The organism is Desulfobacter vibrioformis DSM 8776 (assembly GCF_000745975.1).
In the GTDB taxonomy this organism is placed as follows: domain Bacteria; phylum Desulfobacterota; class Desulfobacteria; order Desulfobacterales; family Desulfobacteraceae; genus Desulfobacter; species Desulfobacter vibrioformis.
Window position 1 is genome coordinate 1 of record NZ_JQKJ01000009.1, and the last position, 23,285, is coordinate 23,285.

Sequence of the window (23,285 nt, forward strand, 5' to 3'; positions counted from 1 at the left end):
TTTTTTTTCATACTGGAGCAAGCATCCTTTTTATCTATTCGTTAAAAGATGGCCCACTATTTCATGAAAAACACCTCTCTGGAAGATGGGGTTTATAGAGCGCTTACCTATATAATACAATAATGCATGACTTAAAAAATTCAAGCATGGTCCCCTGTGCAATGGAAAAAACGGCAACGATTTTTTAGCCTGGTCAATTTGTCCTGCAATGCAAAAATTTTCAAAATTATTTCCCCTTTTCTGCTTGAATACGACGCCTTCTGGCAAAAAAAGCTTTTTTTCTTATCTCTAAACTGATAAGTTTCGTGAATATTATATTACCGGCCTTCTGCCAGACAGAAATGCATTATCGGAGATCGCAATGGTATCTAACAAGTTCTTTTACCGTCTCAAAGTCTTTCTTTTTTTTATTTTCACGCTCTTGACGACCGGCTGCAGCAAGTTGATTGTGCTCAATTCAAAAGGCCCCATCGGACAGGAGGAAGCTGCTTTAATCTATATGTCCATTGGTGCCATGTTAATTGTAATTGTTCCGGTCTTTATCATGACCTATCTGTTTGTCAAACGGTACCGGAATTCAAAAAAGGCCGACTACCAGCCCGACTGGGTACACTCCATAAAGGTTGAGATGGTCATATGGCTGGTTCCGGTAATGATTGTCGCTTTTCTTTCCTATCTGGTGTGGGTTAAAACATATGAACTAGATCCATATAAACCCATTGCCTCTGATAACAACCCATTGAATATACAGGTTGTTTCTCTGGATTGGAACTGGCTGTTTATTTACCCTGATCATAATATTGCAATGGTGAATGAACTGGTGATCCCGGAAAAAGTTCCCTTAAGCTTCAGCCTGACGTCGGCAACTGTCATGACATCTTTCTTCATCCCCCAGCTGGGAAGTCAGATGTATGCGATGGCGGGAATGAGGACCCGGCTGCATTTGATGGCCAGCGAGACAGGGACCTACGAAGGCCGTAATATCGAGTTCAGCGGAAAAGGATATGACACCATGCACTTCAAAGTGATTACCAAGACTATTCCGGATTTTGAGGAATGGGCTGCCCGGGCAAGTGAGGATCGCGATCCGCTGGATCTGGAAACCTACTCGAAATTAAGCCGGCCCAGCACCAACTACCCTGTCACTGTTTTTTCTCCGGTGGCGCCTGAACTTTTTAATCATGTCATGCAATCTTTCATGGGCTGGATGGGGGAGCATCAGGACAAGAAACAGATGGACATGGATGACATGGACACCATGAAAAAGGGAAATTAAGTATGTTTGGAAGATTAACCGCTGAAGCCTTTTACCATGATGCATTGCAGATGAGCGCGGTTTACGGTACGCTTTTCGGAGGCGTTGTTCTTTTTTGCATGATCACATATTTCAAGAAATGGGCCTGGTTGTGGAAGGAATGGCTGACCAGTGTTGATCATAAAAAAATTGGCATCATGTATACCATCATGGGGCTGGTCATGCTTCTTCGGGGCTTTGCAGACGGCATGTTCATGCGTACGCAGCAGGCCATCGCTCTTGGTCAGAACCACGGTTTTTTGACACCGGACCATTTTGCCCAGTTTTTCAGCGCTCATGGAACAATGATGCTGCTTTTTGTTCTGATGCCAATTTTCGTCGGGATGATGAACATTATCATTCCCCTTCAGATTGGCGCCCGTGACGTGGCTTTTCCACTACTTAACTCCATCAGTTTATGGCTGACATTTACCGCTGTCAGCCTGATCATGATTTCACTGGGTATCGGAGATTTTTCCATTAGCGGCTGGACAGGACTGGCCCCGCTTTTTGAAAAGACCTATACGCCCGATTCCGGCGTGGATTACTGGATGTGGGCGATACAACTGGGAGGAATCGGCACAACGCTGACAGGGATTAATTTTATTGCCACCATCCTCAAAATGCGGGCGCCCGGCATGACCCTGATGCGGATGCCGCTTTTCACCTGGACGGCTTTGACCACCAGCGTTCTGATTGTCCTGGCTTTTCCCGTCCTCACCGGCGGACTCTTTCTGCTGACGATGGATCGGTATCTGGGGATGCATTTTTTCACCAATGACCTTGGCGGCAACATGATGTTGTGGACCAATGTTTTCTGGATGTGGGGACACCCGGAAGTGTATATTCTGGTTTTACCCGCCTTTGGCATCTATTCCGAAGTGGTTGCCACTTTTTCACGCAAAGGCCTTTTCGGCTATACTTCTCTTGTCTATGCCACCGCCGTCATTATGTTTCTGTCCTTTATTGTCTGGCTGCACCATTTTTTTACAATGGGAAACGCGCCCAGCGTCAATATCTTTTTTGGCATCACAACGATGATGATCGCTATCCCCACCGGGGTAAAGGTTTTTGACTGGCTGATGACCATGTACAAGGGGCGTATCACTTTGAGTGTTCCCATGTACTGGACCATTGGATTTTTTATCCTTTTTGTATTGGGCGGCATGACCGGTGTGCTGATGGCTGTCCCTCCGGCAGATTTTGTCGTGCATAACAGCCTTTTCCTGGTAGCCCATTTTCATAATGTACTTATCCCCGGAGCGATCTTTGGCTATTTCGCCGGCATTAACTACTGGTTTCCCAAAGCCTTTGGCTTTAAGCTGGACGAAAAATGGGGCAGACGGTCTTTCTGGGGATGGACGGTCGGTTTTGTCCTGGCTTTCGGTCCGCTTTATGTCTTTGGATTTATGGGTATGCCCAGGCGTATCTCCCACTACACCAATCCCCACTGGCAGCCCTGGCTGATCCTGGCCTGGATCGGGATGGCCCTTATCGGGCTTGGCATCTTTTCCATGATCATTCAATTTGTCGTCAGCATCATCAATCGCGAGAAACTCAGGGACGAAACCGGAGATCCCTGGGACGGACGGACACTGGAATGGATGACGTCTTCCCCCCCGGCGGAGTATAATTTCGCTGTCATCCCTGAAGTTACAGGTCTGGATGCTTTCTGGGAAATGAAAAAAAACCGGACGGTCTCTCCTGAAGACTTCAAGTATTCCTCCATTGCGATGCCGGCAAACAGGCCCCACGGTTTTGTCATCGGGATGCTGGCCACAACGTTTGGTTTTGCCATGATCTGGTATATGTGGTGGCTGGCTGTTGTGAGCCTCATTGGCATCATTGTTGCCGTTATCAGCATCAGCTTCAGCGAACATATTGAATTTATTATTCCTGCTGAAGAAGTCCAGGAAACAGAAGAAAAATATTTTGAAAAATTGATAAAGGCAAGCGTATGAAACACGAAGCAGTAAGCACCCATAGCCCCGAACACCTCAAGAAGGTTGAGATCAACGCGCTGGGATTCTGGATTTATCTGATGAGTGACCTGGTTATCTTCTCGATCCTTTTTACCACGTTTGTGGTTCTGGGCCATAATTACGCCGGCAGTGCCGGGCCCGGAGAGCTGTTCAGTCTTCCCTATCTTTTTGTTGAAACCCTGCTGCTTCTCATCAGTTCGGTTGTATACGGAACAGGCATGGTGGCGCTGCAGGACAATAAAAGCAAAACGGTTTTAAAAGCGCTGGGCATTACATTTCTGCTGGGAGCCGGTTTTGTGCTCATGGAGATTTATGAGTTCTATGACCTGATTGCGGCCGGTCATACGCCCCGGCAAAGTGGTTTTCTTTCCGCATTTTTCACCATCGTGGGAACACACGGAGCACACGTCAGTTTCGGCCTTTTATGGATGTTGATCATGATGTATCAGGTAAAAACCAGAGGGCTTACATTGGGCGTCTGCTCACGCTTGATGCAGCTCAGCCTCTTCTGGCACTTCCTTGATATTGTATGGGTCGGGGTGTTTACCGTTGTATACCTTGCCGGTGTGGTTTAGAGAGAGGATAAAATGGATCGGAATAAAATAAATGACGCATTGGGCCTGGGGCATCTGAGCACGGCAAAATACATTGTCGGATTTGTCCTGGCTGTAATATTAACTATTGTTTCCTTTGGACTGGCATCCTTTCAGGGGGCAACATCGTATGCGCTGCCTGGCCTGTTTATCGCAGCAATTCTGCAAATGCTGGTGCATCTCCACTTTTTCCTGCATTTGGACAGCTCTTCAAAACAGCGCTGGAATCTTGTTACCCTGGCTTTTTCAATCCTGTTGATATTTATCTTTGTCGGCGGGTCAATATGGGTCATGGCGACTTTGAATTCGCGAATGATGTAGCCGGTCGCCTATGTCAGGAATCCCTATTTTTTTTATGACAACTATTTTTTTCTGGGAATCGGGAAGATGAAAGGCCGGAAAACCAGGCTGACCGATTATGTGGAGCTGCTGAAACCGGGACTTTGTTTTTTTATCGGTTTGTCTGCTGTTCTCGGCCAGGTAACAGCAGATCAGAAGATATCCGGAGCTTCTGCCGGCCTGGGGGGCCTGGTATTTATTCTGGCCTGCGGCAGTGCGGTCCTGAACAATATCCAGGATCGGGAATATGACTCAAATTTTATCAGAACAGCCTGCCGCAGCCTGCCGCGGAAGAAACTACCAATTTCTCATGCGGTCTGTTTATCCATACTGTTGATCGTTTTCGGACTGACCGGGCTGGCATTCTTTTATAATTTTCTGGCATTTTTTTTCGGAAGTTTAGCAGTATTTTCTTATAATGGTCTGTATACGCCTTTAAAAAAATATTCTCTGTCCGCCATCATTCCCGGAAGTCTCACCGGGATGCTGCCACCGCTGATCGGCTGGGTCGGGGCAGGGAACGGCTGGATGTTTAAAGAAATTCTTCTGATCATGGGTATTTTCGGTTTATGGCAAATCCCCCATTTTTTTATTATCCTTTTGAAGACGCAACATAATATTCAGGGCGCATCAGATAAAAAAAGATACCCCTGTTTTACCAATCAGTTTTCACCCCCTGAAATCAGGCTTCAGGTATTAATATGGACAAGTCTTTACAGCCTTGCCATTATCCTGTTTCTCATGACAGGCCCTTTCAATAGTCCGGCGTTGTCAGTTTTTACCGGTATCAATGCCGTGGCTGTATTCGCTGTTCTGACCGTAATACTCTTCCAAAAACAAAAAACAATACATGCCTTTGCTGCGATAAATTTATCCATGTTTCTTTTTATGGCTGCGGGTATTGGAGATAAATGTGTCCTTTGAAAATTTTCACCGAAAATCGAAGAAGGACAAAAAGCCTTATCGGCGTTCAGCCGCAGGCAAATGATCTTGCCCTGGGTTCTCACTCTTTTTTTTTAGTTCATTTTGAAATAACATCGTGTTTCATATTGAATCCTCAACGGGTTTGTCCCCGGGAACAGCCAAGTTTTTCCGCCAGAAGTGCTGCAGGCCCTTTGACCTCTTTAAGGAGGTCATGGGGCAGTTGGCGGTTTTCAGGTTCTCTTCCACCTGGGTGAAAAATGCATTGTTGTTCCCTCGATCCATGGAAAATTCAAGGGTGTCTGTATCTTCAGGATGCCAGATAAGCACCTCAAGTGGCAGCCCGCACTCACATTGAGCATTTTGACATCCAGCTGCCGGGTGAAAGCTACCAGCTCCCCCACAAGAAAAAGGCTTTCTTCCATGCGCTCCCAACTCATTTTCTTTGTTTTGGCCACCAGCAGATCATTATCCTGTTTCATTCTGAAATGGGCTTTTTCCAGCACCTGGGCCAGAAAGCTCACCCGCCGGGTGCGCCGTCCCGCATCCGTCACCCCGCCGAAAAACCGGAAATAGATATAGTTATCATTGGGATTGGGGCCCATATAGGCATCAATCATGTTGAAGTGATAGCCCAGGCGCAGACTGATGTTCATATACTCCTTTGACATGACCACCAAATTCTGGCCGATGGAGCCGGGCTTTGTCTGGTGGGGAGGATGGGTCCTTGTCAAGCTGGACATGAAACTTTTAAAATCAACGCTCATGGGTTCGCTGTTCCACATCCCTTCCCGGGTCAACCCTTTCAGAAATGCGTTCAGGGGCACAGAGGTAATCTGCCGGGGCAGCACGGCCCGGGTGCCGGCACCGGGCGCAAGCCCTTCACCGATGTTAATGAGCATGAGATCCAGCGGGATATCCAGCTTGAGCTTCTGGGCCCTTGACCGCTCATGTTTCAGGTCGTAATAATTCAGGTTGATCAGCTCCTCCACAGCCTTTTCATGCACAAACCGGGTAATGTCGTGGAAGGTCCGGCAGAAGCGTGGAGAAAACCGTTTGTCCTCGGGGTCCACAAAGGTCAACGGCGATATCTTTTTCAATACCCGCTTCAACAGACGGTACTCATAGGTATCGGCAAAGTTGTCATCGGTGAAGACGTAGTAACAAAGCGCCTGGGCAGAACCGTCGTACACGACTTTGCCCTCGGTATCCAGGGTGATCTCCTGGCCCTGGTGCAGCAGGCTTGTGGCAATGCCTGTGTCCACAAGGGTCGGCACCCGGAACTCCCTTGCAATGGTGGCCATGTGCCCCGCAGGAGACCCGATGTCCGTGATGATACCGGCGGCATATTTGGCGATCATGGCAAACTTGGGAGACGCATGCCGGGTGACCAGGATGGCCCCGGGCGGGAAATCATCAAGGTCCTGGCCGTCTTCATACAGAAACACCTTTCCGATGGCAATGCCGTTCTGGGCCACCATGCCTTCGCCTGAAAATACGATATCGTACTTTTCCTTATCCTGGGGCGTCCTGAAATAGCGTTCCACCATGATGCCGATCTCGGCCAGGCGGGCGGCCTGTTCTTGGGTGAGGCAGGGTGCGGACTGAAGGGTTTCGGGCACATCTTCCTGGTCCACCCCGCAATGGGGAAGCGGCATCAGGCACTGTTTTTTATCGCCCACGGTCATGTGAACAATTTTGTGGGGGCTTCGCGCGCCACATCATAGTTGTCAAATATGGCCTGTCCGGAAACAAGGGGGGCGCCCAGTCCCCAGGTGGCATTGATCTTCATGCGGCTTTTTTCAGGGTGGGCCGGGTCCAGGGTATAAAGGACGCCGGACACCTTTGGCAAGACCATCTCCATGCAGGCCACAGCCATGGCCATTTCATGCTCTTCAAATCCGTTGGCATCCCGGTAGGCCATAGCTTCCCGGCTGTAGGCACTGCTCGCCACGGTCTTGTAGCTGTTATAAAAAAGATCGGCACTGGTGTTGATGCAACTGGTGTACTGGCCGGCAAAACTGTTTTTTCCGTCCTCACCCACGGCACTGCTTCGCACTGCCAGGCGCAGTTTTCTTTTCGAGCCCCAGCCTGCCAGTTTTTTCAATGCCTTGTGGATCTCTTTTTTCATCCCCGGCGGTACAGTGGCACCGTCAATGCGCCTCCTGATTATCCCGGACGCCTCTTTTGCCGTGATTTGCTTTTCTTTCCACTGGGCCGTAGTGGATTCAATTTCCCGGTCTAAGCCGTTGTAACTCAGAAACCTGTGAAAAGCCGAGGAGGTGACGGCAAATCCATCCGGCACATTGAGGTCCAGCACATTTTTAAGCTGGGCCAGGTTGGCGTTTTTGGCCCCCACCTGCTCCTCAAGATCGGCAGTGACAAAGGCGTGGGCAATGGTGCAGTGCTGGTCCGGCCGCAGGCTGGATTTGCCTTCAAGCACCTCCTGTATCCCGGTTAATGGCCGGAAGGGTATCCGGGATATCGGTGGTCAGACGGATTTTGTTGACCATGAGCTGGTTTCTCACCAGCCCCAGGGTGCCGGAAATGACGTCGGGAATGGTAATCCGTGACAGACGCGTTTGATCACTGCGCGAAAAATCCAGCAGGTTTTTCACCACATTGCTGGCCCGGGAGGTCTGGGTAATGATGTCCTGGATCATCTCCCGGACCTCGGTGCCGGAGAGATCATCAAACGCTTCAAGCAGGCTGTCGGCGGTCAGGGAAATATTGTTCAGCGGATTGTTGATCTCATGGGCAATACCCGATGTAAAGGTGCCGATGGAGGCAAGTTTCCTGGACTGGACCAGCTGATCCTGTTTTTCATCCAGTTCCCGGACCATCTGGTTGAAACCGGCAATAAGCTGTGAAATCTCATCGTGTTTGGAGGCATTCTCCATGATGGTTTTAAACTTGCCTTTGGGAATGCTCCGGGTGGCAAGGGTCACCTGATTCAGGCGCTTGAGCATACTTTTGGCTTCAAACAGGAACACAATGGCAATACAAACAGTAAAGATGCTGACAAAAATAAGGCTGGCGATAAATCCTAAAATAATTTTGGTTCGGATGGTAAAGGGCATATAAATTTCCTTTTTAAATAGCGTGGCCCCTGTTAAAAATTGGTGGAACCGGCTAATTTACAAAGCATAGACAAAGCATAAATCATACCATTCGTTCACCACGAAGGAGATGACGTTTTGTACGCTGATATCTTCGTGAACATCGTGTTCGTCGTGGTAAAAAAGCAAGAATACACATTTATGATCCGTTACTTGATTTAGCGCCACGCATGATATAGGTATGGGAAAATCTCAAATATGGTTATTTTATTTTAACGGGATGAATGGTTATGGAAAGATATTTGCTGGTTGTTGTGGCGGGGACTGTCGGGGGGCTTTTGGCACAACGCTGTCATATTCCCGGTGGAGCCGTTGTCGGGGCCATGTTGTTCTCGGGGATTACGGTTCTGTTTTTACCCAAGGGGATTGTTCTGCCGTCATCTGTGGGTACTGGCATACAAATCATTTTGGGCATCACCCTTGGGGTCACCGTTGACCGCTCACTTCTGACTCTGGGGGTCAAGATCTTCCCCCTGGCAATATTAAGCACCATCATTCTTTTGGCGGTGGCTGTGTGCATGGCGTTTCTGGCCAGCAAACTTGGGCTGGTGGATTTTGGTACGGCCCTGTTCGGCTTTTCTCCGGGGGGAATGACGGGCATGGCTATTTTAGCCCAATCTGAAAATCATAACGGTTCTTTTGTGGCATTTTTTCATCTGGTGAGAATATTCACCCTTTTTCTGGTTATTCCGCTGCTCGTAAAGGTGGTCATGTATTTACAGCACAAGGGGTATCTTTAATCATCAGCGGTTAATTTTTATCAGTTGCCGCTTTTTTTTCTTCTAATTCTTCCCAGCGTGAATAAAGCGATTGGACCAGGGCCTGGGCCTGCTCCAGTTTTTTACAGGTGTCTGCCAGACGGGCGGGGTCCTGGATGACTTCAGGGCGCTGGACATGTTCAGACAGATCTTCAACATTTTGTTCAGCATCCAGAATTTTTTCTTCTATATGCGCCAGTTCATATTTGTCTTTAAAGGAAAACAACAGCTTTTTGGCTGGAGTGGGTTTGGGCATCTCCTTTTTGCCTTTTTCCGCCCCGGACCGGTCAGTCTTGTCCCGGGCAGTCCGGGCCTTGATAATCTGCCTGAAATCCCTGTAAAACTGTGGCGTTTCACTGTTATCCAGATAGAGCATGCGGTGGCAGACCCGGTCCATGAGATACCGGTCATGGGAAACAATGATCACTGCGCCCTCAAACTCTTTGATGGAGGTTTCCAATACTTCAAGGGAGAGGATGTCAAGATCATTGGTCGGTTCGTCCAGAAGCAGCAGATCACAGGGCTGCCGCATAATTTCAGCCAGAACGATTCTTGCCTTTTCCCCGCCGGAAAGCCGTCCTACCGGCATGTCCAGCTGGTCAGGCATGAAAAGAAACCGTTTGGCCCAGGAGACCACATGAATGGGGCGGCCCTTGTAATTTATACTATCTCCGCCGGCCGGATTCAGCGCATCCCGCAGGGTCATTCCCGGGTCCAGCTGGGTCCGTTCCTGGTGGTAGACGGCTGTTTTTAGGTTTTCCGCCCATTTTACAGTTCCCTGGTCCGGTTCCATGCGTTGTTCGATCAGGGACAAAAAAGTGGATTTGCCGGATCCGTTGTCCCCGACAATGCCAAGACAAAACCCTGGCCCCAGTTCAAAGGTAATGTTTGAAAACAGCATTCTGCCGCCAAAGCTTTTGGTCAGGTTATGCACCCTGAGCAGCTTTCTGGTCTGGCGTCCTGTGCCGGAAAAATCAATGTCCATCCGGGTGGTCTGCCGGTTTCGGGCCTTGACTTCGGACAGTTCTTTGCGCAGTTCCTCTGCCTGGTCTATCCTGTATTTGGCCTTGGTGGTTCTGGCCTTGGCTCCCTGGCGCAGCCACTGGTCTTCCCTGCGCATTTTAGATGCCAGGGAGGACTGTTTTTTCTCCTGGGCCTCCAGGTATTTGTCCCGCTCCTGTTCAAATTTGAGGTAATTGCCTTGTATCTTGAAAACCCCGCCCTGGTAGTATCGGGCAATTTCCATGGTGTGGGAACAGACATTTTCAAGGAATGCCCGGTCATGGGACACGGCCACAAAAGAAAACCGGGCGGTTAAGAGCAGTTGCTCAAGCCATAAAATGCCGGCAATATCCAGATGGTTGGTGGGCTCATCCAGCAAAAGCAGGTCCGGTTCCAGGCAAAAGGCCCGGGTGATGGCCAGCCGCTTGCGCCAGCCCCCTGACAGCTCTTTTGTCTTTATGGCGGCATTGGTAAAACCACCTGAGCCTAAGGCCCGGTTCACTCTCCGGTGGCGCTCTTTTTCCTGCAGATCCAGGGATGACAGACTGTTAAACAAGACCTGCTCAATGGAAAGGTCTGTATCAAATTCATCTTCCTGGGCAAGATAGACCAGGGAAAGGCCAGCCTGAACACTTATCTCACCTTCGTCCGGGGTGCTAAAGCCACAGATGATTTTTAAAAGGGTGGACTTGCCCGAACCATTCATCCCGATCAGACCGAGCTTTTCTCCGGGTTTTACATCCAAACTTAAACCTGTGAATAAGGTATCATCACCATATGCCTTGCAAAGTTCTCTTATCGACACCAAGACAGTCATCAGGAGTTGTCTCCCTTGGTCTGGGATGGCCTGAGGCGGTATACCCGTATCATTTTAATCATGGCTACCAGGGCCAGGGTCAGGCTGATCAGAATAATGAAACTTGCGGCAAAAAAAGTCATGATAAAGCTGAAAGGGTCATCTAAGCCATACGCTCCCCGGATAAGGTCAATACCGAAAACAAAGAAAAAAAGGGAGATTAAAAGGCATAATACCTGAACGGCCCACCAGAAATATTTCATTTGATCTCCTTACAAATCAAATTTGTTTTACTTTTATACTGTCCAAAATCAAAGGTTATGTAAACATACAGGTTCTTGTGATTTTCTGCTGGTAAATTTACCTGAAAATGATGAAACGGCTGATGACAGGACAGGTGACATGGACGGCCTTGCTGAACCAGATCAAAGGACCGGCCATGCAATGAAATTAAAGGCAACGGGGAAGGGATTTCATAAAAAAAGGTGTGCCGGAATGCAAAAATACTGCATGGGCACACCTTTTTGTTTTTATTCAACACGCATTATAAGAACAGGTAACAAGAAACAAGACCTGTGATTGACATGGTGATGGTGTACGGCAAGGCAAGGTAAACCATCCGGCCATAGGAGAGTCTGATGATGGGTGCCAGCGCTGAAGTCAGCAAAAACAGGAAGGCGGCCTGCCCATTTGGCGTTGCCACACTTGGAATGTTTGTTCCGGTATTAATCGCGACGGCCAGGTGGTCAAAATGCCGGATAACTTCACCTGCTTTGGCAGCGGCCTCCCCTGGCAGCGAAGCCAGTACGTCAGCCCGGACAAGTGCCGGATCAGTCAGCTTGTCCATCAACTGCTGTCCAGTCATTCCAATATCGGGAATCTGTCCGAGAATCTGGACAAAATGCATCTTTGTTTCCGTAATATATACGGTGGCAACAAACACGTTGTCAGAAATCGCGGATAATACCCCATTGGCGATATAGTATGCCCCAAGCTGGAGATGACCATGAAGACTGAGTACAAAATGCATGATGGGGTGGAAAAGGTGTTGTTCGTGAATAACCGCAACAATAGAGAAAAAGACGACCAGCAGTGCCGTAAACGGCAAGGCCTCTTTAAACGCTTCACCAAAATGATGTTCTTCGGTAATTCCGTTAAAAGAGGTGAGAAGTATAATGACTGATAATCCGATCAGACCCACGGCGGCAAGATGGAAGGCAAGCGCAAGGATCAGCCATATACCTGCCCCGGCCTGCATAATAAGTCTGGCTTTGCCTGAATCCCCACGTTTTTCTTCCATTTTGACTTCGGTTTCCAGCAGGTGGGAACGGATGTTGCCGGGCATTTCAACGCCATAGCCGAACCAGTGCTTTTTCTCCAGTGTATAACAGGTCAAAAGCCCAACGATAAGGACGGGGATGGAGACCGGTGCAACTTCCAGAAAGAACTCAACAAAATGCCAGCCCATCTGGTGGCCGATAAGCAGGTTCTGGGGTTCACCTACCAGGGTACAGACACCGCCTAAAGCGGTACCTACCGCACCATGCATCATCAGGTTACGCAGGAAGGCCCGGAATTGAACCAGGTCTTTTCGTTCTGCATCTTTGACAGCCTGATCGTTGGTGAGGTCATGGGCTCCGGCACCGTCCTTTCCGGATACATAACGGTGGTAAATATTGTAAAAACCAAAGGCAACAGCGATGATGACCGCCGTGACAGTCAACGCATCAAGGAAAGCAGACAAAAAAGCGCCGGCAAAGCAGAAAAGCAAAGAAATAATCACTTTAGACTGCACACGCACAAGTATTCGGGTAAAGGTGAACTGCAGAAATTCCTTCATGAAAAAGATGCCTGCAACCATAAACATCAAAAGAAGGATCACCTCAAAGTTGGCCAGTGCTTCGTGGTAAACGGTTTCCGGTTTGGCCATGCCCAGGATAATGGCTTCAATGGCTAAAAGTCCGCCGGAAGGTAAGGGGTAGCATTTCAGAGCCATGGCCAGGGTAAAAATAAATTCGCCGATAAGCACCCAGCCTGTGATAAAAGGGCCGGAAATAACAAGAAGAATGGGGTTGATAATCAGAAACGTTATAATGGCATATTTATACCATGTGGGGGCATTCCCCAAAAAATTTTTTATAAAGGCGTTGAGCATAATCCGATCCTCACAATTATTAGGAAAAAACAGGTTATAAGTTTTACTAAATTTTACAGATGTTACAGAAATTGTCTTTTAACATCTCAATTGTAAAAATTCAACATATTATTCAGTGCTGACGCATGAATTTAAGATCAGTCGATTATTCACAGATGATCTCAGCAATTATAAATTTGACCCGCACACAATTGTGCGGTTCCCACTCTACCGGCTGAGATGATTTCACGTCGGTTCGAGGGGTTCAAGAAATTTTGGTCCGGAATACCAAAACAATGATTCACCTGAAAATATTTTAGACAGCAAAGACGAGGATAATACCCCAATTATTAAAAATTATGGAATAAACTTAAGCGATTGACTCCTGAAATCAATAAGCGTAAAAAGGATGGGATCAGTATTCCGGCTGAACCAATTTTAAATCACGGTGATTTATGTCCGATCAAACTGCCGAACCGCTTTTATCCATTGAAAAACATCCCTGGCTGGACCGCTGGGCACAGTTCTGGAACAGGACTCGGATCTATCTGCAGATTTTTATCGTCTTTCTGGTACTGCTGCTGGTCTACCATGAAATAAAAAAACTCAACATTCACATGGTGCAACAGGCCCTGGAAAAATCAGATCCCGTTTCCATTGCCCTAGGTTTTTTCTTGGCATTCCTGGCTCTGTGCGTCATGGGGCTTTATGATGCCCTGGCATTCCCCGCCGGAGACGAGGGCAGGCTGACATTTAAAAAACGATGGGGCATGGGGTCCCTGCTTTTTGCCTGGACAAATTTTGTCTCCATCGGTCCCATTGGCGGTCCGGCCCTGCGCCTGCTGGTATATAGACGGTTTGGATTAAAGGGTTCCCAGATTACCAACAGCCTGATTGCACATTACATCGGCATGAACGGTGGGATGGCAGGATGGATGCTTGCGGTCTGGGTGGCTCTGCCGGGAAAAGCAGACTGTTTTGCTGTTCGCATCGCCCTGGCAGCAGTGGGTTCCGTGGTTTTTACCCATGTGGCGGGCCGGATTGCCGCAGGGGGGCTGAATCGTTTCTTACACAGACACCTCGCCGTGCCTGTACCTCTGTCCGGCCTTGGTATTGTATCCTTTTTCGACTGGGGGCTGATGCTGGCGGCCTTTTGGCAGTTCATCCACGCCGTGGGGGTGGACATCCCCGCAGCAGCGGCAGCCCGGACCCTGTTTACCGGGCAGCTGGCCGGGGTGATCAGTATGGTTCCCGGAGGACTGGGCAGTGCCGATGCCATATGGCTTAAGGGGTTTGATCTGCTGGGGGTGATGCCGGGTGCGGCCGCCGCCGCTATTGTGGTATTTCGTTCAGGTTTTTATTTTATTCCGTGGCTTGCCGCCCTATCTGTCATGTACGGGGTGACCCTGGCGCACTCAAATCCCCTGCGCATCTGGCAGCGGCGGATTGTTGCCGGGGCCGTGCTGGTGAATGCCGGGCTTCTGCTGCTGGGCGCTGCCTTGCCTGAAATACCCCCCAGGCTGGCGGTACTGGAAAAGATGGCGCCTCTGGGGATTGTTGAGGCGTCGCATCTGCTGGCAACGGTGTCGGCGGCGCTGATGATGTTCCTGGTCCGGGGTCTGTGGCGGGGCTACCGTACGGCCTATGTCCTGAGCATGGCGTTGTTCGCCGCCTCTGCCCTGGCCCATCCGCTCAAGGGCAGCAATTACGGGGAGGCGGTAATTGCCCTGGTACTCATGGCGATGCTGTTCGGGGCCCGTAAGGCATTTACCCGGCGGGGACGGGTGCCTCTGGCGTGGGAGCCGGCCCTGGCCGTGGGAGTCGCGGTTCTGGCCATTTATCTGGTGGCAGGTCTTACTGCCTTTGACCGGATTTCCTTTGGCAACGATGTCTGGACAACCTTTGCCTTCCACGCACAGTCCCACCGGTTTTTACGGGCTGCTGCGCTCCTTTGTGTGGTGGCCATTGTGGTGGTGATCCGGCAGGCCCTGCTCCCGGTTTCGGAATGGATCACCCCGGATCCGGCTGATATCGACCGGGCAGAAGCTTTCTGCCGTCTGCATGCGGAGTCCGCCGATGCTCTGCAAATCGGCGGCGGAGACAAGGCTGTCTGGTTCTGGGAGCCCCAGGCCCCAGAGATATCCGGGGTGGTGCTTTACCAGTGTTTCGCAGACAAACTGGTGGTACACAAGTATCCTGTGCTGACATCCCAAAGCGATCCGGCCCGGCTGCTGGATGATTTCATGGCCTTTGCCCGGGACCAGGACATGGGCGTGATTTTCTCCATGGTCACAGGTCCCTGGATGGAACACCTGCATGATTTTGGTTACCATTTTATCAAGGTGACCGAAGAGGCCATTGTACCGCTCACTGATTTTTCCTTGGAAGGCGGGAAAAACGCAGGCTTCAGGCGTACCCTCCGGGACATGCAAAAGGCAGGCATTTCATTTGAGTTTATGGCACCGCCTTTTCCAGGGGGCACCATGGACCAGTTGCGTACGGTGAGCGATGCCTGGCTTAGGTCCAAAGGCGGCCAGGAGATGCAGTTCAGCCCCTGCTATTTTTCTCCGGAATACATCCTGCGCAACCCCGTGGCCGTGGCCCGGGAAACTTCAGGGCGGATTATCGCTTTTGTCAATGTGCTTTCCACGCGCACCGGAGGACCGGCTGCCCTGGATTTCATGCGGTATATTCCAGGTACTGCAAACAATGTCATGGACTTTGTTATCGTCAACACGATGCAGGAGCTGGCCCGGCGCAAAATTGTTTCATTCAGCCTGGGCGGCGCACCCATGAGTGATGTGGGGGCCAGACCCCAGGCCCGGGTCACTGAACGGGCCATGCACCTGATTTCAAAACGGGCTGAAAACAGGTTCAACTTCCAGGGCCTTTTGCAGTACAAAAATAAATTTCATCCCCAGTGGAAGCCGCGTTACCTGGCCTACCCCAAACCCTGGGACTGGGCATCGGCCCTGGCCGTAAACCTTCGACTGGTTCAGGCCGGGGAGCGGGACGCGCGCCGCCGCATCGCTGCTGCGCGGATGGGGGGAACAAGTTAGGACGCGCAGTTCGGTTCTATCCCCGGGAAAGCGGGCATCTGTAAATTGGGTTTCGCCATTTTAATAATTTGAAAATGTGCCCAGATGGGTTATAGTCCTGTCCTACCTATGAATGATATTAATTTTACGGGTTATTTCCCCTTAAGAAAATAAAAGGCGTGGTTTTATGGATTTTAACCCCTGTATGAAACACCAGGTGGTCAGGAAAACGGTGCGGGAGTTTGCTGAAAACGAGATTGGCCCCCATGCCGCAAGCCTGGACAGGGAAGGGCGCTTCCCAACTGAAATTATTGAAAAGATGGGGCCTTTGAATTACTTTGGCCTCCAGGTGCCGCCGTCTTTAGGCGGTGCCGGTCTTGACACCATTTCCTATGCCATTGTGATTGAGGAATTATCCAGGGTGTGCGCGGCTCTCGGGCTTTGCGTGTCTGTTCACAACAGCGTGGGCCTGTATCCCATTTTAAGGTTTGGTACGGATGAACAAATTGCCCGTTTTGTCCCGGACATGGCCGCAGGAAAACATATCGGTGCATTCTGCCTGACCGAAGCCAATGCCGGTTCCGATGCCGGCGGCGTGGAAACCACGGCAGCAAAGACCGAAGAAGGATACACCATTAACGGCACCAAGATTTTTGTCACCAACGGCGGGGTCTGTGATGTGGTTCTGGTATTTGCCGTGGATGCGGGCGGCAAGGAACAGTCCCGGCCCAATGTCTTTATTGTGGAAAAGACGTGTCCCGGATTCAGTGTGGGTGAAATAGAGGATTTATGCGGCATGCGGGCCAATCCGGTCTCGTCCCTGTTTTTTGAGGACTGCCGGATCCCTGAAACCAATCTTCTGGGCAAACCGGGTCAGGGCCTGAAAATCGGTTTGACTGCCCTGGATACCGGCCGCATCGGTATTGCGGCCCAGGCTTTAGGTATTGCCCAGGCCGCATTTGAAGCGGCATTGAGTTATGCCAAGGAGCGCCAGCAGTTCAATAGTCCGTTGACAAAATTTCAAACCATCCAGAACTATCTGGCAGATATGGCCACGTCCATTGAATCGTCGCGCATGCTTCTGTACCGGGCCGCTGCCGCTAAGGACAAGGGCGGTGATTTCGGGGCCCAGGCCGCCATGGCCAAACTTTCCTGCAGTGCCACAGCACGCACGGTAACGGATCTGGCCGTCCAGATCCACGGCGGATACGGATACTCCAGGGAATATGATGTGGAACGCTATTTCAGGGAAGCCAAGGTCACCCAGATCTACGAAGGCACCAGTGAAGTGCAGAAGATGGTCATCGCAAGGCATCTGATTACCCGGCCCAGTTAAGGAACAAAACAAAAGATATGGAAAACAACACACTTGATATCATTGTATGCATCAAACAGGTGCCCATGGTGTCCGAACTGCCCTGGAATTCCAAAACCGGCACCCTGAAACGGGAGCTTGCCCAGGGCATGATGGATCCGGCCTCACGCCTTGCCCTTGAAGCCGGGCTTCGCCTGCAAAGGGCAGGGCAGTCCCAGGATCGCCGGATCCGGGTGACCGCACTGACCATGGGACCGCCCATGGCCGAGGAGGTGCTTCACCAGGCCGTGTCCCTGGGTGCAGACCACGGGATCCTGCTCACGGACCGGAAAATGGCCGGGGCCGACACCAATCTGACCTCTTTTATCCTTGGCCGGTATATAAGGATGTTTAAGCCTGATACCGGTCTTGTGCTGTGCGGGGCCCAGACCAGTGACAGTGAGACGGCCCAGGTCGGTCCCCAGTTGGCCTGTGAATTGGATTTTCCGGCCATTGGCTGGGCATCGGATATCCGGCTGACCCAAAACGCACTGGTCGTCACCCGGCTGGTGGATGATTTTATGGAAACACTGGAGATGGATCTACCGGGTCTTGTCACCATAGATCTGGGCGCATTTGTTCCCCGTTATGCAGGACTTGCCGGCGTGGCCCAGGCCTTTGCCTCGCCCAAAATTGACGTTGTGGATGCCGATGACCTGGAACTGGACAGGAATTTCAATGCCCTTGAGGATTCGCCCACCCGTATTCTGGATGTGTTTTCGCCGGCCACCCAAAAGGAGAGCCGGGTACTCAAAGGGGCGGCTAAAACCGTTGTGGACCAGTTGTTTGCAGATTATGGAAAAATTATCAGTTCAGCCATGGGCAAGGATTTAAAAAAGAAGTGAGTGCGCAAATGTCAAAAAATTCAACCGGCAAGGATATCTGGGTGCTTGGGGATTATCGCAACTATTTTAAAAACCGGGTCACGCTTCAGATTCTGGCAAGGGCCAGGGCCCTTGCGGCGCAGACGGGTGGTCAGGTCTGCGGCGTGGTTTTTGGCCATGATGTGGATGAGTATGCCAGAGAATATATCGCCCATGGTGCGGACCGGGTTTATGTGATTGATCATCCAAGGCTTAAATCCTATGGCCTTGAAACCTTTACCAACCTTTTGACCCGGCTGGCCCGGGATATGAAACCGGATATCATTCTGATCGGGGCCACCCGGTTCGGCCAGGAAGTGGCACCCCGGGTGGCAAAACAGCTGAACACCGGGCTGACCGCCGACTGCATTGATCTTGATATAGACGACAAAGGACTGCTTGTCCAGATTGCACCCTCCTTTGGGGGGAACCTCATTGCCCGGATACTCACGCCAAAAGCCCGGCCTCAGATGGCCACGGTGCGGCCCGGCACCTTCCATGAACTGCCCCATGATAATACGGCCCAGGGTGAGGTGGTCACCCTGGATCTGCCCGAAGATCTGCCGTCCGAGCGGGTCCGCTGTACCCATTCGGAATACCGGCCTGCCAAAGCCCTGGGCATTGAAAAGGCGGATATTGTGATCACCGGCGGCAGGGGGATGGGCTCCAAGGGCAAATTTAAAAAATTGTTTGACCTGGCAGGTCTGCTCAATGCCGAGGTCGGGGCTACCCGACCTGTTGTCCATGCCGGGTGGGTGGGCCACGAAGCCCTGGTGGGCCAGGCCGGCAAGCATATCCGGCCCAAAGTACTGTTCTCCTTTGGCATCTCCGGGGCCATCCAGCACACGGCTGCGCTTATGGATGCTGATTTCATTGTGGCTGTGAACAAAAATCCCAATGCCACCATGATGAAACTTGCGGATGTCGCCATTGTCGCCGATGCCAACCAGGTTTGCTCCGGGATTATCCGGGCACTGAAAGAGAAGATAAGGGACTGATGCCTTCACAGGCAGATATGGGGAGTGAGCTGACAAAACCTGCCTCTTGAACAGGGCAAGATCGCAGCAAAAATGGCACAAAAGATTATTGAGCAGGATGTCCGAGCTGGTACAATTCCCATCCAGATCACCGGTCAGTACGTGGTTTCCATACGAAAATCAGCTCTTGACAGAAGGCGTCTGACTCTGCCAACAATATATGAGGCCTTTGGCCGGACCACAGCCAATTTTTATGAGGATTGAGCATAACATAACATGAAACAGAAAACATTCTTACCCAGTATTGAAGCGGTTCATGCCATTCAGGAATATGTATCCTCCCATCTGCCACAAAATTTTCGGAACCGTGATACAGTTAGTCGGGTTGAACTTGTGATAGAAGAGGTGGTTATCAATATTATCAATTATGCCTTTCGCGATGAAGATAACGGCACTATCACAGTTGGCATAGAGGAAAAAAACGGAAGTTTGGAAGTGGAAATCCGGGACAACGGTGCTGCCTTTGATCCGCTTTTATCAGAGGAACCAGATCTAAAAGCCCCGATTGAAGAACGGGAAGTGGGGGGACTTGGGATATTTTTTGTCAAAAGTCTGTGCAAGGATGTCACCTACGCAAGAGAGGCAGGCAATAATGTGCTTCGCCTGATTTTATAATTCTAAATGAAAAACAATACATTTAAAATCCAACCCGTTGATGATGGCAACAAAAAATTAAAACTGTCGCCGTTTGGCCGGCTGTTCCGATTTTTTGCCTCATGGTTTGGATTTACCGGCCTTTATGCAGCTTTTTCGGTCTGTCCTTTCTGCGGGCAGCAGGGATGCCCTGTGGGTATGGCATCGGCAGGTACGGTGGGAGCATTTTGTGCCTTGTGCCTCCAGGACTGGAGACGGCTTTTTGCATATATCAAAAATCGTTTCATGGCATTGCGTAATCCTAAGAACAAACAATGAAACTGAATCTTAACTTTGCTCCGGCAGCTTAATACCTCTTTACGAGGAAGGTTTTGTATCTACCGGTATTGAATCTTTATACCTGGCTGCGATGGATTTGATTGTATTTTCTATGGCAAAAAATCCATCTACCAATCTGGGATCAAACATGGTTTCTCTGCCCTCAAGGATAATGTTCATGGCTTTGTCATGGGAAAAGGCCCGTTTATAGCATCGTTCACTAATCAGAGCATCATAAACATCACAAATGGCCATGATTCTGCCGCAAAGCGGAATCTTTTCGCCACAAAGACCGTCCGGGTAACCCCTGCCGTCCCATCTCTCATGGTGCGAGCCGGCAATCTGCGCCCCCATGATTAAAAAATAATTATCCTGGTTATCCCGCCTGGTTTTTTGAAGCGTATCTCTTCCAAGAGAAGAATGGGTTTTCATAATTTCAAATTCTTCATCGGTCAGTTTGCCGGGCTTTAATAATATCCTGTCCGGGATGCCGATTTTGCCGATATCATGGAGCGGTGAAGCGTGGTAAAGCGTCTCAATATAATCATCCGTCAAAATATCTGGAAATAATCCGGACTGTTTTAAATGAACCGCCAATGCCCTTGTATAATTTTGGGTTCGCACCACATGCTGCGCGGTTTCCGGGTCGCGTGTTTCAACAAGGCTGACAATGGTTTTTATGGTAATTTGCTGGGCTTGGGCCAATTTTTTAAACCAGACAAAAGATGCTTTTCTGGCACCTGTAAAACGCATAAAAGAGGTATAAACAAATGTAAAAATCGTTAAAATGAGAGGCAGTATAGGAGAAATAAACACGGATATTTTAATAAAACAGAACAAACTTGATATCAGCAAAATGCTGCCCCAGGCCAAGGTTCCTGTTAAAAGAACCAAGGGCGAGGATGAAAAAAAAAGCAAAAGCATCATGAGAATGCCGGTGAAAATACAGACCCCGGAAACAAAAGCATTGGACCAGATGGGTATAATCACCTGACTCTTTTCATAAATACTGCTTAATATGGCTGCATGTATTTCTAACCCTGAATAGCTTGAGTCAAAAACAGTATGATGGATGTCATTTAAACCGGTAGCAGAAGACCCTATAAAAATAATTTTACCCTGAATATCGGCCGGGGAATAATGCTGGTTTAGAATATCAGCGGCAGAGATAAATTTATGGGCTCTGCCCGGACCGTTGAATTTTATGTGGATATATCCGTCCCGGGTTATTGGGATTCTGTATTGATCTGCTTTTATATAAAGCCCGAAAAAATTTTTTAATATTTCCACCTCCTTAATATTGTGGGCGCTTAAAAAGGTCGAAATGGATAAATTCGTAAACGTCTGGTCTTTAAATGAGATCAAAAGAGGCGTAGATCTTAACAGACCATCCATATCAGATTGACTGTTCAGGAATCCGGTATGCTTGAGCGAATTTTCAATTTGAGGGGTGTTGGTCAGGACTCCTTCAGCCTGATTGACGTTTAATCGCCCTGATTTATCAACAATATCAAAGGGTACACGTAAAGGGGACGGTTTTTTGTTGAAATGATCAAAATAAAAATAATTGGCACCCACGATATCAGCCTGTCTGAGAATATGCGCCAGGTATAAATCGTTATCCTGCATTTCAGGCGGAACCCCTGTAAATCCAAGGTTAAGAGCGAAATCCTTCCGGAATTGCAATTGAATATTTTTAAGTGAACTCCGGTCCGGTTCAGGAAACAGTATATCAAGCCCCATAGCGGCAGGTTGATTGTCGGACAATTCTTTTACAAGCTTAGCTATTAAATATCTGGGCCATGGCCACTGTCCGACTGCTGATAAGCTGATTTCATCAATATCGACAATGGTGACCTGGCTTGATGCATTTCCCGTTGCGGTTCCCTGGATCAAACGGTCATAAAATAAATTATCAGCCTGTTTAAATATGGGGCTCTGGGTATACGATCCAAAACACAGCACCAGTGTTATGAATAAAACAACCGTAAATTGCCACCATTTTGATGTACTGTTTCGCAAAGAGCTTTCAAAGTCTTCTGCTTTCAAAAATAGAACTCCGCGTCTCCGCGTCTACTTGACCATTATTTCAACTCTTCGATTTTTTTCTTCTGATACATTGTCACCCGTAATCACTAGCGGATCATTTTCACCGTGGGAGGTAACAGAAATATTTTTCAAATTGATATTTGCATCTTTTATAATTTTTTCAACGACTTTGGCCCGGTCCAAAGCCAGGTTATAGTTATAATCGGCATCACCCTTGGAATCAGAATGACCAATAATACTGACCTCAGAGGGTTCCCGCTCTTCAGCCAACTTAAGTACATCATCAATCAATGCGGCAGACTCAGGACGCAGCCGATCCGAGCCAAATTCAAAATAAAGAAGAATAGATACAGGTTTTAAGGGCTCCGCCTGAAAAAGCGTTTTGTATTCATCCTGAACTTTGCTCTTTTCCATTGTTTTTGAATCAATCCTTGATTCTGCACTGCTGACCTTTGCACAGCTATACGGTTTTTCCAGGGTTATGGAATACGTATTATTTTTAACGATTACAGCGCTGTTTTTATTATCCTGATCCGGCAAAAGGATTACAGTAGTTTTCGCACCACAGGAAAGAAGAAAAAGAGTTCCTGCAAAAAAAAGAATGTAGCGAATCATTTCATTTTCCTTTTTAATCTACCTGAATGATAAAATGCGTTCCCCTGGTACCGACAATCGCATTTGGTGTCGCTAAAGAGACTTTATCCGGGGCAAGTTTTCCAATTCTGCCTGAATTATATATTGCTTTTCCCTTTTTAAGATAAAAGTCAAAGGCATATTCATTAGCTTCAGGTTCAAATATATAATCCTTAACGTTACATTCCGTATTCTGGTCTACGGCCATAGTTGTACCGTCCGTAAATATAATTCCAGCTGAACTGTCAGCTTTTGTCATTAAGACGTCTGATTTAAGAATCGAGTCCCCTTCAGCAGCAGCAATGACCGTTTCTCCCCGTTTGATCGAAACATCGCCGGAAACCTTTTTGAAAAAAGCAACCTTTCCATCTTGAGCAAACGCAGTTGCATAAAATCCAACCATAACAACCAGAGCAATCTTTATAAGATTTTTCATGAACTCCCCATACAGATTTAATTCA

General features: G+C 49.0%; 22 protein-coding genes. 12 read left to right on the plus strand and 10 right to left on the minus strand.

All coding sequences use genetic code 11. The annotated features are described in order from the left end of the window. The first annotated feature begins 361 nt into the window (after positions 1-361). The 5 genes from cyoA (at position 362) to Q366_RS06735 (ending at position 5,132) form a co-directional block, all read left to right on the plus strand. Entirely contained in the window at positions 362-1,276 is a 915-nt protein-coding gene (gene cyoA, locus Q366_RS06715) for a ubiquinol oxidase subunit II (protein ID WP_084691736.1), read from the plus strand. 2 nt (positions 1,277-1,278) lie between these two features. Beyond that, a complete protein-coding gene (locus tag Q366_RS06720; RefSeq protein ID WP_035237500.1) occupies positions 1,279-3,255 on the plus strand; it encodes a cbb3-type cytochrome c oxidase subunit I in 1,977 nt (658 codons plus the stop codon). Further along, positions 3,252-3,851, plus strand: a complete 600-nt coding sequence (cyoC, locus tag Q366_RS06725) for a cytochrome o ubiquinol oxidase subunit III (RefSeq protein ID WP_035237502.1) — start codon at positions 3,252-3,254, stop codon at positions 3,849-3,851. The genes Q366_RS06720 and cyoC overlap by 4 nt, the downstream gene beginning before the upstream one ends. A gap of 12 nt (positions 3,852-3,863) precedes the next feature. Next, positions 3,864-4,190, plus strand: a complete 327-nt coding sequence (gene cyoD, locus Q366_RS06730) for a cytochrome o ubiquinol oxidase subunit IV (RefSeq protein WP_051957872.1) — start codon at positions 3,864-3,866, stop codon at positions 4,188-4,190. Positions 4,191-4,256: 66 nt separating this feature from the next. Continuing rightward, positions 4,257-5,132 carry a UbiA family prenyltransferase gene (locus Q366_RS06735; RefSeq protein WP_035237503.1) on the plus strand — a complete coding sequence of 292 codons (876 nt, stop codon included), beginning with the start codon at positions 4,257-4,259 and terminating at the stop codon, positions 5,130-5,132. A gap of 230 nt (positions 5,133-5,362) precedes the next feature. Here the strand turns inward: Q366_RS06735 and Q366_RS20130 are convergent, their stop codons facing one another. The 3 genes from Q366_RS20130 to Q366_RS06745 are packed head-to-tail and all read right to left on the minus strand — an operon-like array spanning position 5,363 to position 8,209. Beyond that, on the minus strand, positions 5,363-6,811 hold the full coding sequence (locus Q366_RS20130; RefSeq protein ID WP_169742940.1) for a PEP-utilizing enzyme: 1,449 nt from the start codon (positions 6,809-6,811) through the stop codon (positions 5,363-5,365). 2 nt (positions 6,812-6,813) lie between these two features. After that, complete coding sequence (locus tag Q366_RS20135; RefSeq protein WP_051957874.1) at positions 6,814-7,572, minus strand: PEP/pyruvate-binding domain-containing protein; 759 nt, start codon at positions 7,570-7,572, stop codon at positions 6,814-6,816. After that, positions 7,565-8,209, minus strand: a complete 645-nt coding sequence (locus Q366_RS06745) for a histidine kinase dimerization/phospho-acceptor domain-containing protein (RefSeq protein ID WP_051957875.1) — start codon at positions 8,207-8,209, stop codon at positions 7,565-7,567. The genes Q366_RS20135 and Q366_RS06745 overlap by 8 nt, the downstream gene beginning before the upstream one ends. Before the next feature lie 269 nt (positions 8,210-8,478). Between Q366_RS06745 and Q366_RS06750 the strand changes: the two genes are divergently transcribed. After that, positions 8,479-8,988: an AbrB family transcriptional regulator gene (locus Q366_RS06750; RefSeq protein ID WP_035237505.1), complete on the plus strand. Its 510-nt coding sequence runs from the start codon at positions 8,479-8,481 to the stop codon at positions 8,986-8,988. Positions 8,989-8,998: 10 nt separating this feature from the next. Here Q366_RS06750 and Q366_RS06755 read toward each other — a convergent pair whose 3' ends face one another. From Q366_RS06755 to nhaB, 3 genes are all read right to left on the minus strand, one after another. Beyond that, positions 8,999-10,825: an ABC-F family ATP-binding cassette domain-containing protein gene (locus Q366_RS06755; protein WP_035237507.1), complete on the minus strand. Its 1,827-nt coding sequence runs from the start codon at positions 10,823-10,825 to the stop codon at positions 8,999-9,001. Next, the gene (locus Q366_RS06760) at positions 10,825-11,067 is read right to left on the minus strand and encodes a hypothetical protein (protein ID WP_035237509.1); all 243 of its coding nucleotides are present in this window, start codon (positions 11,065-11,067) and stop codon (positions 10,825-10,827) included. The genes Q366_RS06755 and Q366_RS06760 overlap by 1 nt, the downstream gene beginning before the upstream one ends. Before the next feature lie 281 nt (positions 11,068-11,348). Further along, the gene (gene nhaB / locus Q366_RS06770; protein ID WP_035237513.1) at positions 11,349-12,959 is read right to left on the minus strand and encodes a sodium/proton antiporter NhaB; all 1,611 of its coding nucleotides are present in this window, start codon (positions 12,957-12,959) and stop codon (positions 11,349-11,351) included. 434 nt (positions 12,960-13,393) lie between these two features. Between nhaB and Q366_RS06775 the strand changes: the two genes are divergently transcribed. The 6 genes from Q366_RS06775 (at position 13,394) to Q366_RS06795 (ending at position 19,845) form a co-directional block, all read left to right on the plus strand. After that, entirely contained in the window at positions 13,394-15,997 is a 2,604-nt protein-coding gene (locus Q366_RS06775) for a phosphatidylglycerol lysyltransferase domain-containing protein (RefSeq protein WP_035237515.1), read from the plus strand. Positions 15,998-16,163: 166 nt separating this feature from the next. Beyond that, positions 16,164-17,312: an acyl-CoA dehydrogenase family protein gene (locus tag Q366_RS06780; protein WP_035237517.1), complete on the plus strand. Its 1,149-nt coding sequence runs from the start codon at positions 16,164-16,166 to the stop codon at positions 17,310-17,312. A 17-nt stretch (positions 17,313-17,329) separates the two neighbouring features. Continuing rightward, positions 17,330-18,175, plus strand: coding sequence for an electron transfer flavoprotein subunit beta/FixA family protein (locus Q366_RS06785; RefSeq protein ID WP_035237519.1), 846 nt, complete (start codon positions 17,330-17,332; stop codon positions 18,173-18,175). A gap of 8 nt (positions 18,176-18,183) precedes the next feature. Beyond that, complete coding sequence (locus Q366_RS06790) at positions 18,184-19,191, plus strand: electron transfer flavoprotein subunit alpha/FixB family protein (protein ID WP_035237521.1); 1,008 nt, start codon at positions 18,184-18,186, stop codon at positions 19,189-19,191. Positions 19,192-19,263: 72 nt separating this feature from the next. After that, complete coding sequence (locus Q366_RS21240; protein WP_156968129.1) at positions 19,264-19,434, plus strand: hypothetical protein; 171 nt, start codon at positions 19,264-19,266, stop codon at positions 19,432-19,434. 12 nt (positions 19,435-19,446) lie between these two features. Further along, on the plus strand, positions 19,447-19,845 hold the full coding sequence (locus Q366_RS06795; protein ID WP_051957876.1) for an ATP-binding protein: 399 nt from the start codon (positions 19,447-19,449) through the stop codon (positions 19,843-19,845). 122 nt (positions 19,846-19,967) lie between these two features. On the opposite strand, the gene Q366_RS21245 is transcribed toward Q366_RS06795, so the two are convergent. The 4 genes from Q366_RS21245 to Q366_RS06815 form a co-directional block, all read right to left on the minus strand. Continuing rightward, positions 19,968-20,111 (minus strand): hypothetical protein, encoded by a 144-nt coding sequence (locus Q366_RS21245; protein WP_156968130.1) that lies wholly within the window; start codon positions 20,109-20,111, stop codon positions 19,968-19,970. A gap of 70 nt (positions 20,112-20,181) precedes the next feature. Beyond that, positions 20,182-22,191, minus strand: a complete 2,010-nt coding sequence (locus Q366_RS06805) for a CHASE2 domain-containing protein (RefSeq protein WP_035237525.1) — start codon at positions 22,189-22,191, stop codon at positions 20,182-20,184. A gap of 24 nt (positions 22,192-22,215) precedes the next feature. Further along, a complete protein-coding gene (locus tag Q366_RS06810; protein WP_035237527.1) occupies positions 22,216-22,806 on the minus strand; it encodes an OmpA family protein in 591 nt (196 codons plus the stop codon). Between the two features lie 13 nt (positions 22,807-22,819). Beyond that, positions 22,820-23,260, minus strand: coding sequence for a FecR family protein (locus tag Q366_RS06815; protein ID WP_035237529.1), 441 nt, complete (start codon positions 23,258-23,260; stop codon positions 22,820-22,822). Between the last annotated feature and the right edge of the window lie 25 nt (positions 23,261-23,285).

Bases quoted from the DNA above. Each gene is read 5' to 3' on its own strand.
- nhaB (WP_035237513.1), bottom strand. From the start codon at position 12,959: ATGCTCAACGCCTTTATAAAAAATTTTTTGGGGAATGCCCCCACATGG.
- Q366_RS21240 (WP_156968129.1), top strand. From the start codon at position 19,264: ATGGCACAAAAGATTATTGAGCAGGATGTCCGAGCTGGTACAATTCCC.
- cyoC (WP_035237502.1), top strand. From the start codon at position 3,252: ATGAAACACGAAGCAGTAAGCACCCATAGCCCCGAACACCTCAAGAAG.
- Q366_RS06755 (WP_035237507.1), bottom strand. From the start codon at position 10,825: ATGACTGTCTTGGTGTCGATAAGAGAACTTTGCAAGGCATATGGTGAT.
- Q366_RS06795 (WP_051957876.1), top strand. From the start codon at position 19,447: ATGAAACAGAAAACATTCTTACCCAGTATTGAAGCGGTTCATGCCATT.
- Q366_RS06735 (WP_035237503.1), top strand. From the start codon at position 4,257: ATGAAAGGCCGGAAAACCAGGCTGACCGATTATGTGGAGCTGCTGAAA.
- Q366_RS06815 (WP_035237529.1), bottom strand. From the start codon at position 23,260: ATGAAAAATCTTATAAAGATTGCTCTGGTTGTTATGGTTGGATTTTAT.
- cyoD (WP_051957872.1), top strand. From the start codon at position 3,864: ATGGATCGGAATAAAATAAATGACGCATTGGGCCTGGGGCATCTGAGC.
- Q366_RS06790 (WP_035237521.1), top strand. From the start codon at position 18,184: ATGTCAAAAAATTCAACCGGCAAGGATATCTGGGTGCTTGGGGATTAT.
- Q366_RS06760 (WP_035237509.1), bottom strand. From the start codon at position 11,067: ATGAAATATTTCTGGTGGGCCGTTCAGGTATTATGCCTTTTAATCTCC.
- Q366_RS06810 (WP_035237527.1), bottom strand. From the start codon at position 22,806: ATGATTCGCTACATTCTTTTTTTTGCAGGAACTCTTTTTCTTCTTTCC.
- Q366_RS06750 (WP_035237505.1), top strand. From the start codon at position 8,479: ATGGAAAGATATTTGCTGGTTGTTGTGGCGGGGACTGTCGGGGGGCTT.
- Q366_RS21245 (WP_156968130.1), bottom strand. From the start codon at position 20,111: ATGAAACGATTTTTGATATATGCAAAAAGCCGTCTCCAGTCCTGGAGG.
- cyoA (WP_084691736.1), top strand. From the start codon at position 362: ATGGTATCTAACAAGTTCTTTTACCGTCTCAAAGTCTTTCTTTTTTTT.
- Q366_RS06775 (WP_035237515.1), top strand. From the start codon at position 13,394: ATGTCCGATCAAACTGCCGAACCGCTTTTATCCATTGAAAAACATCCC.
- Q366_RS06780 (WP_035237517.1), top strand. From the start codon at position 16,164: ATGGATTTTAACCCCTGTATGAAACACCAGGTGGTCAGGAAAACGGTG.
- Q366_RS06785 (WP_035237519.1), top strand. From the start codon at position 17,330: ATGGAAAACAACACACTTGATATCATTGTATGCATCAAACAGGTGCCC.
- Q366_RS06720 (WP_035237500.1), top strand. From the start codon at position 1,279: ATGTTTGGAAGATTAACCGCTGAAGCCTTTTACCATGATGCATTGCAG.
- Q366_RS06745 (WP_051957875.1), bottom strand. From the start codon at position 8,209: ATGCCCTTTACCATCCGAACCAAAATTATTTTAGGATTTATCGCCAGC.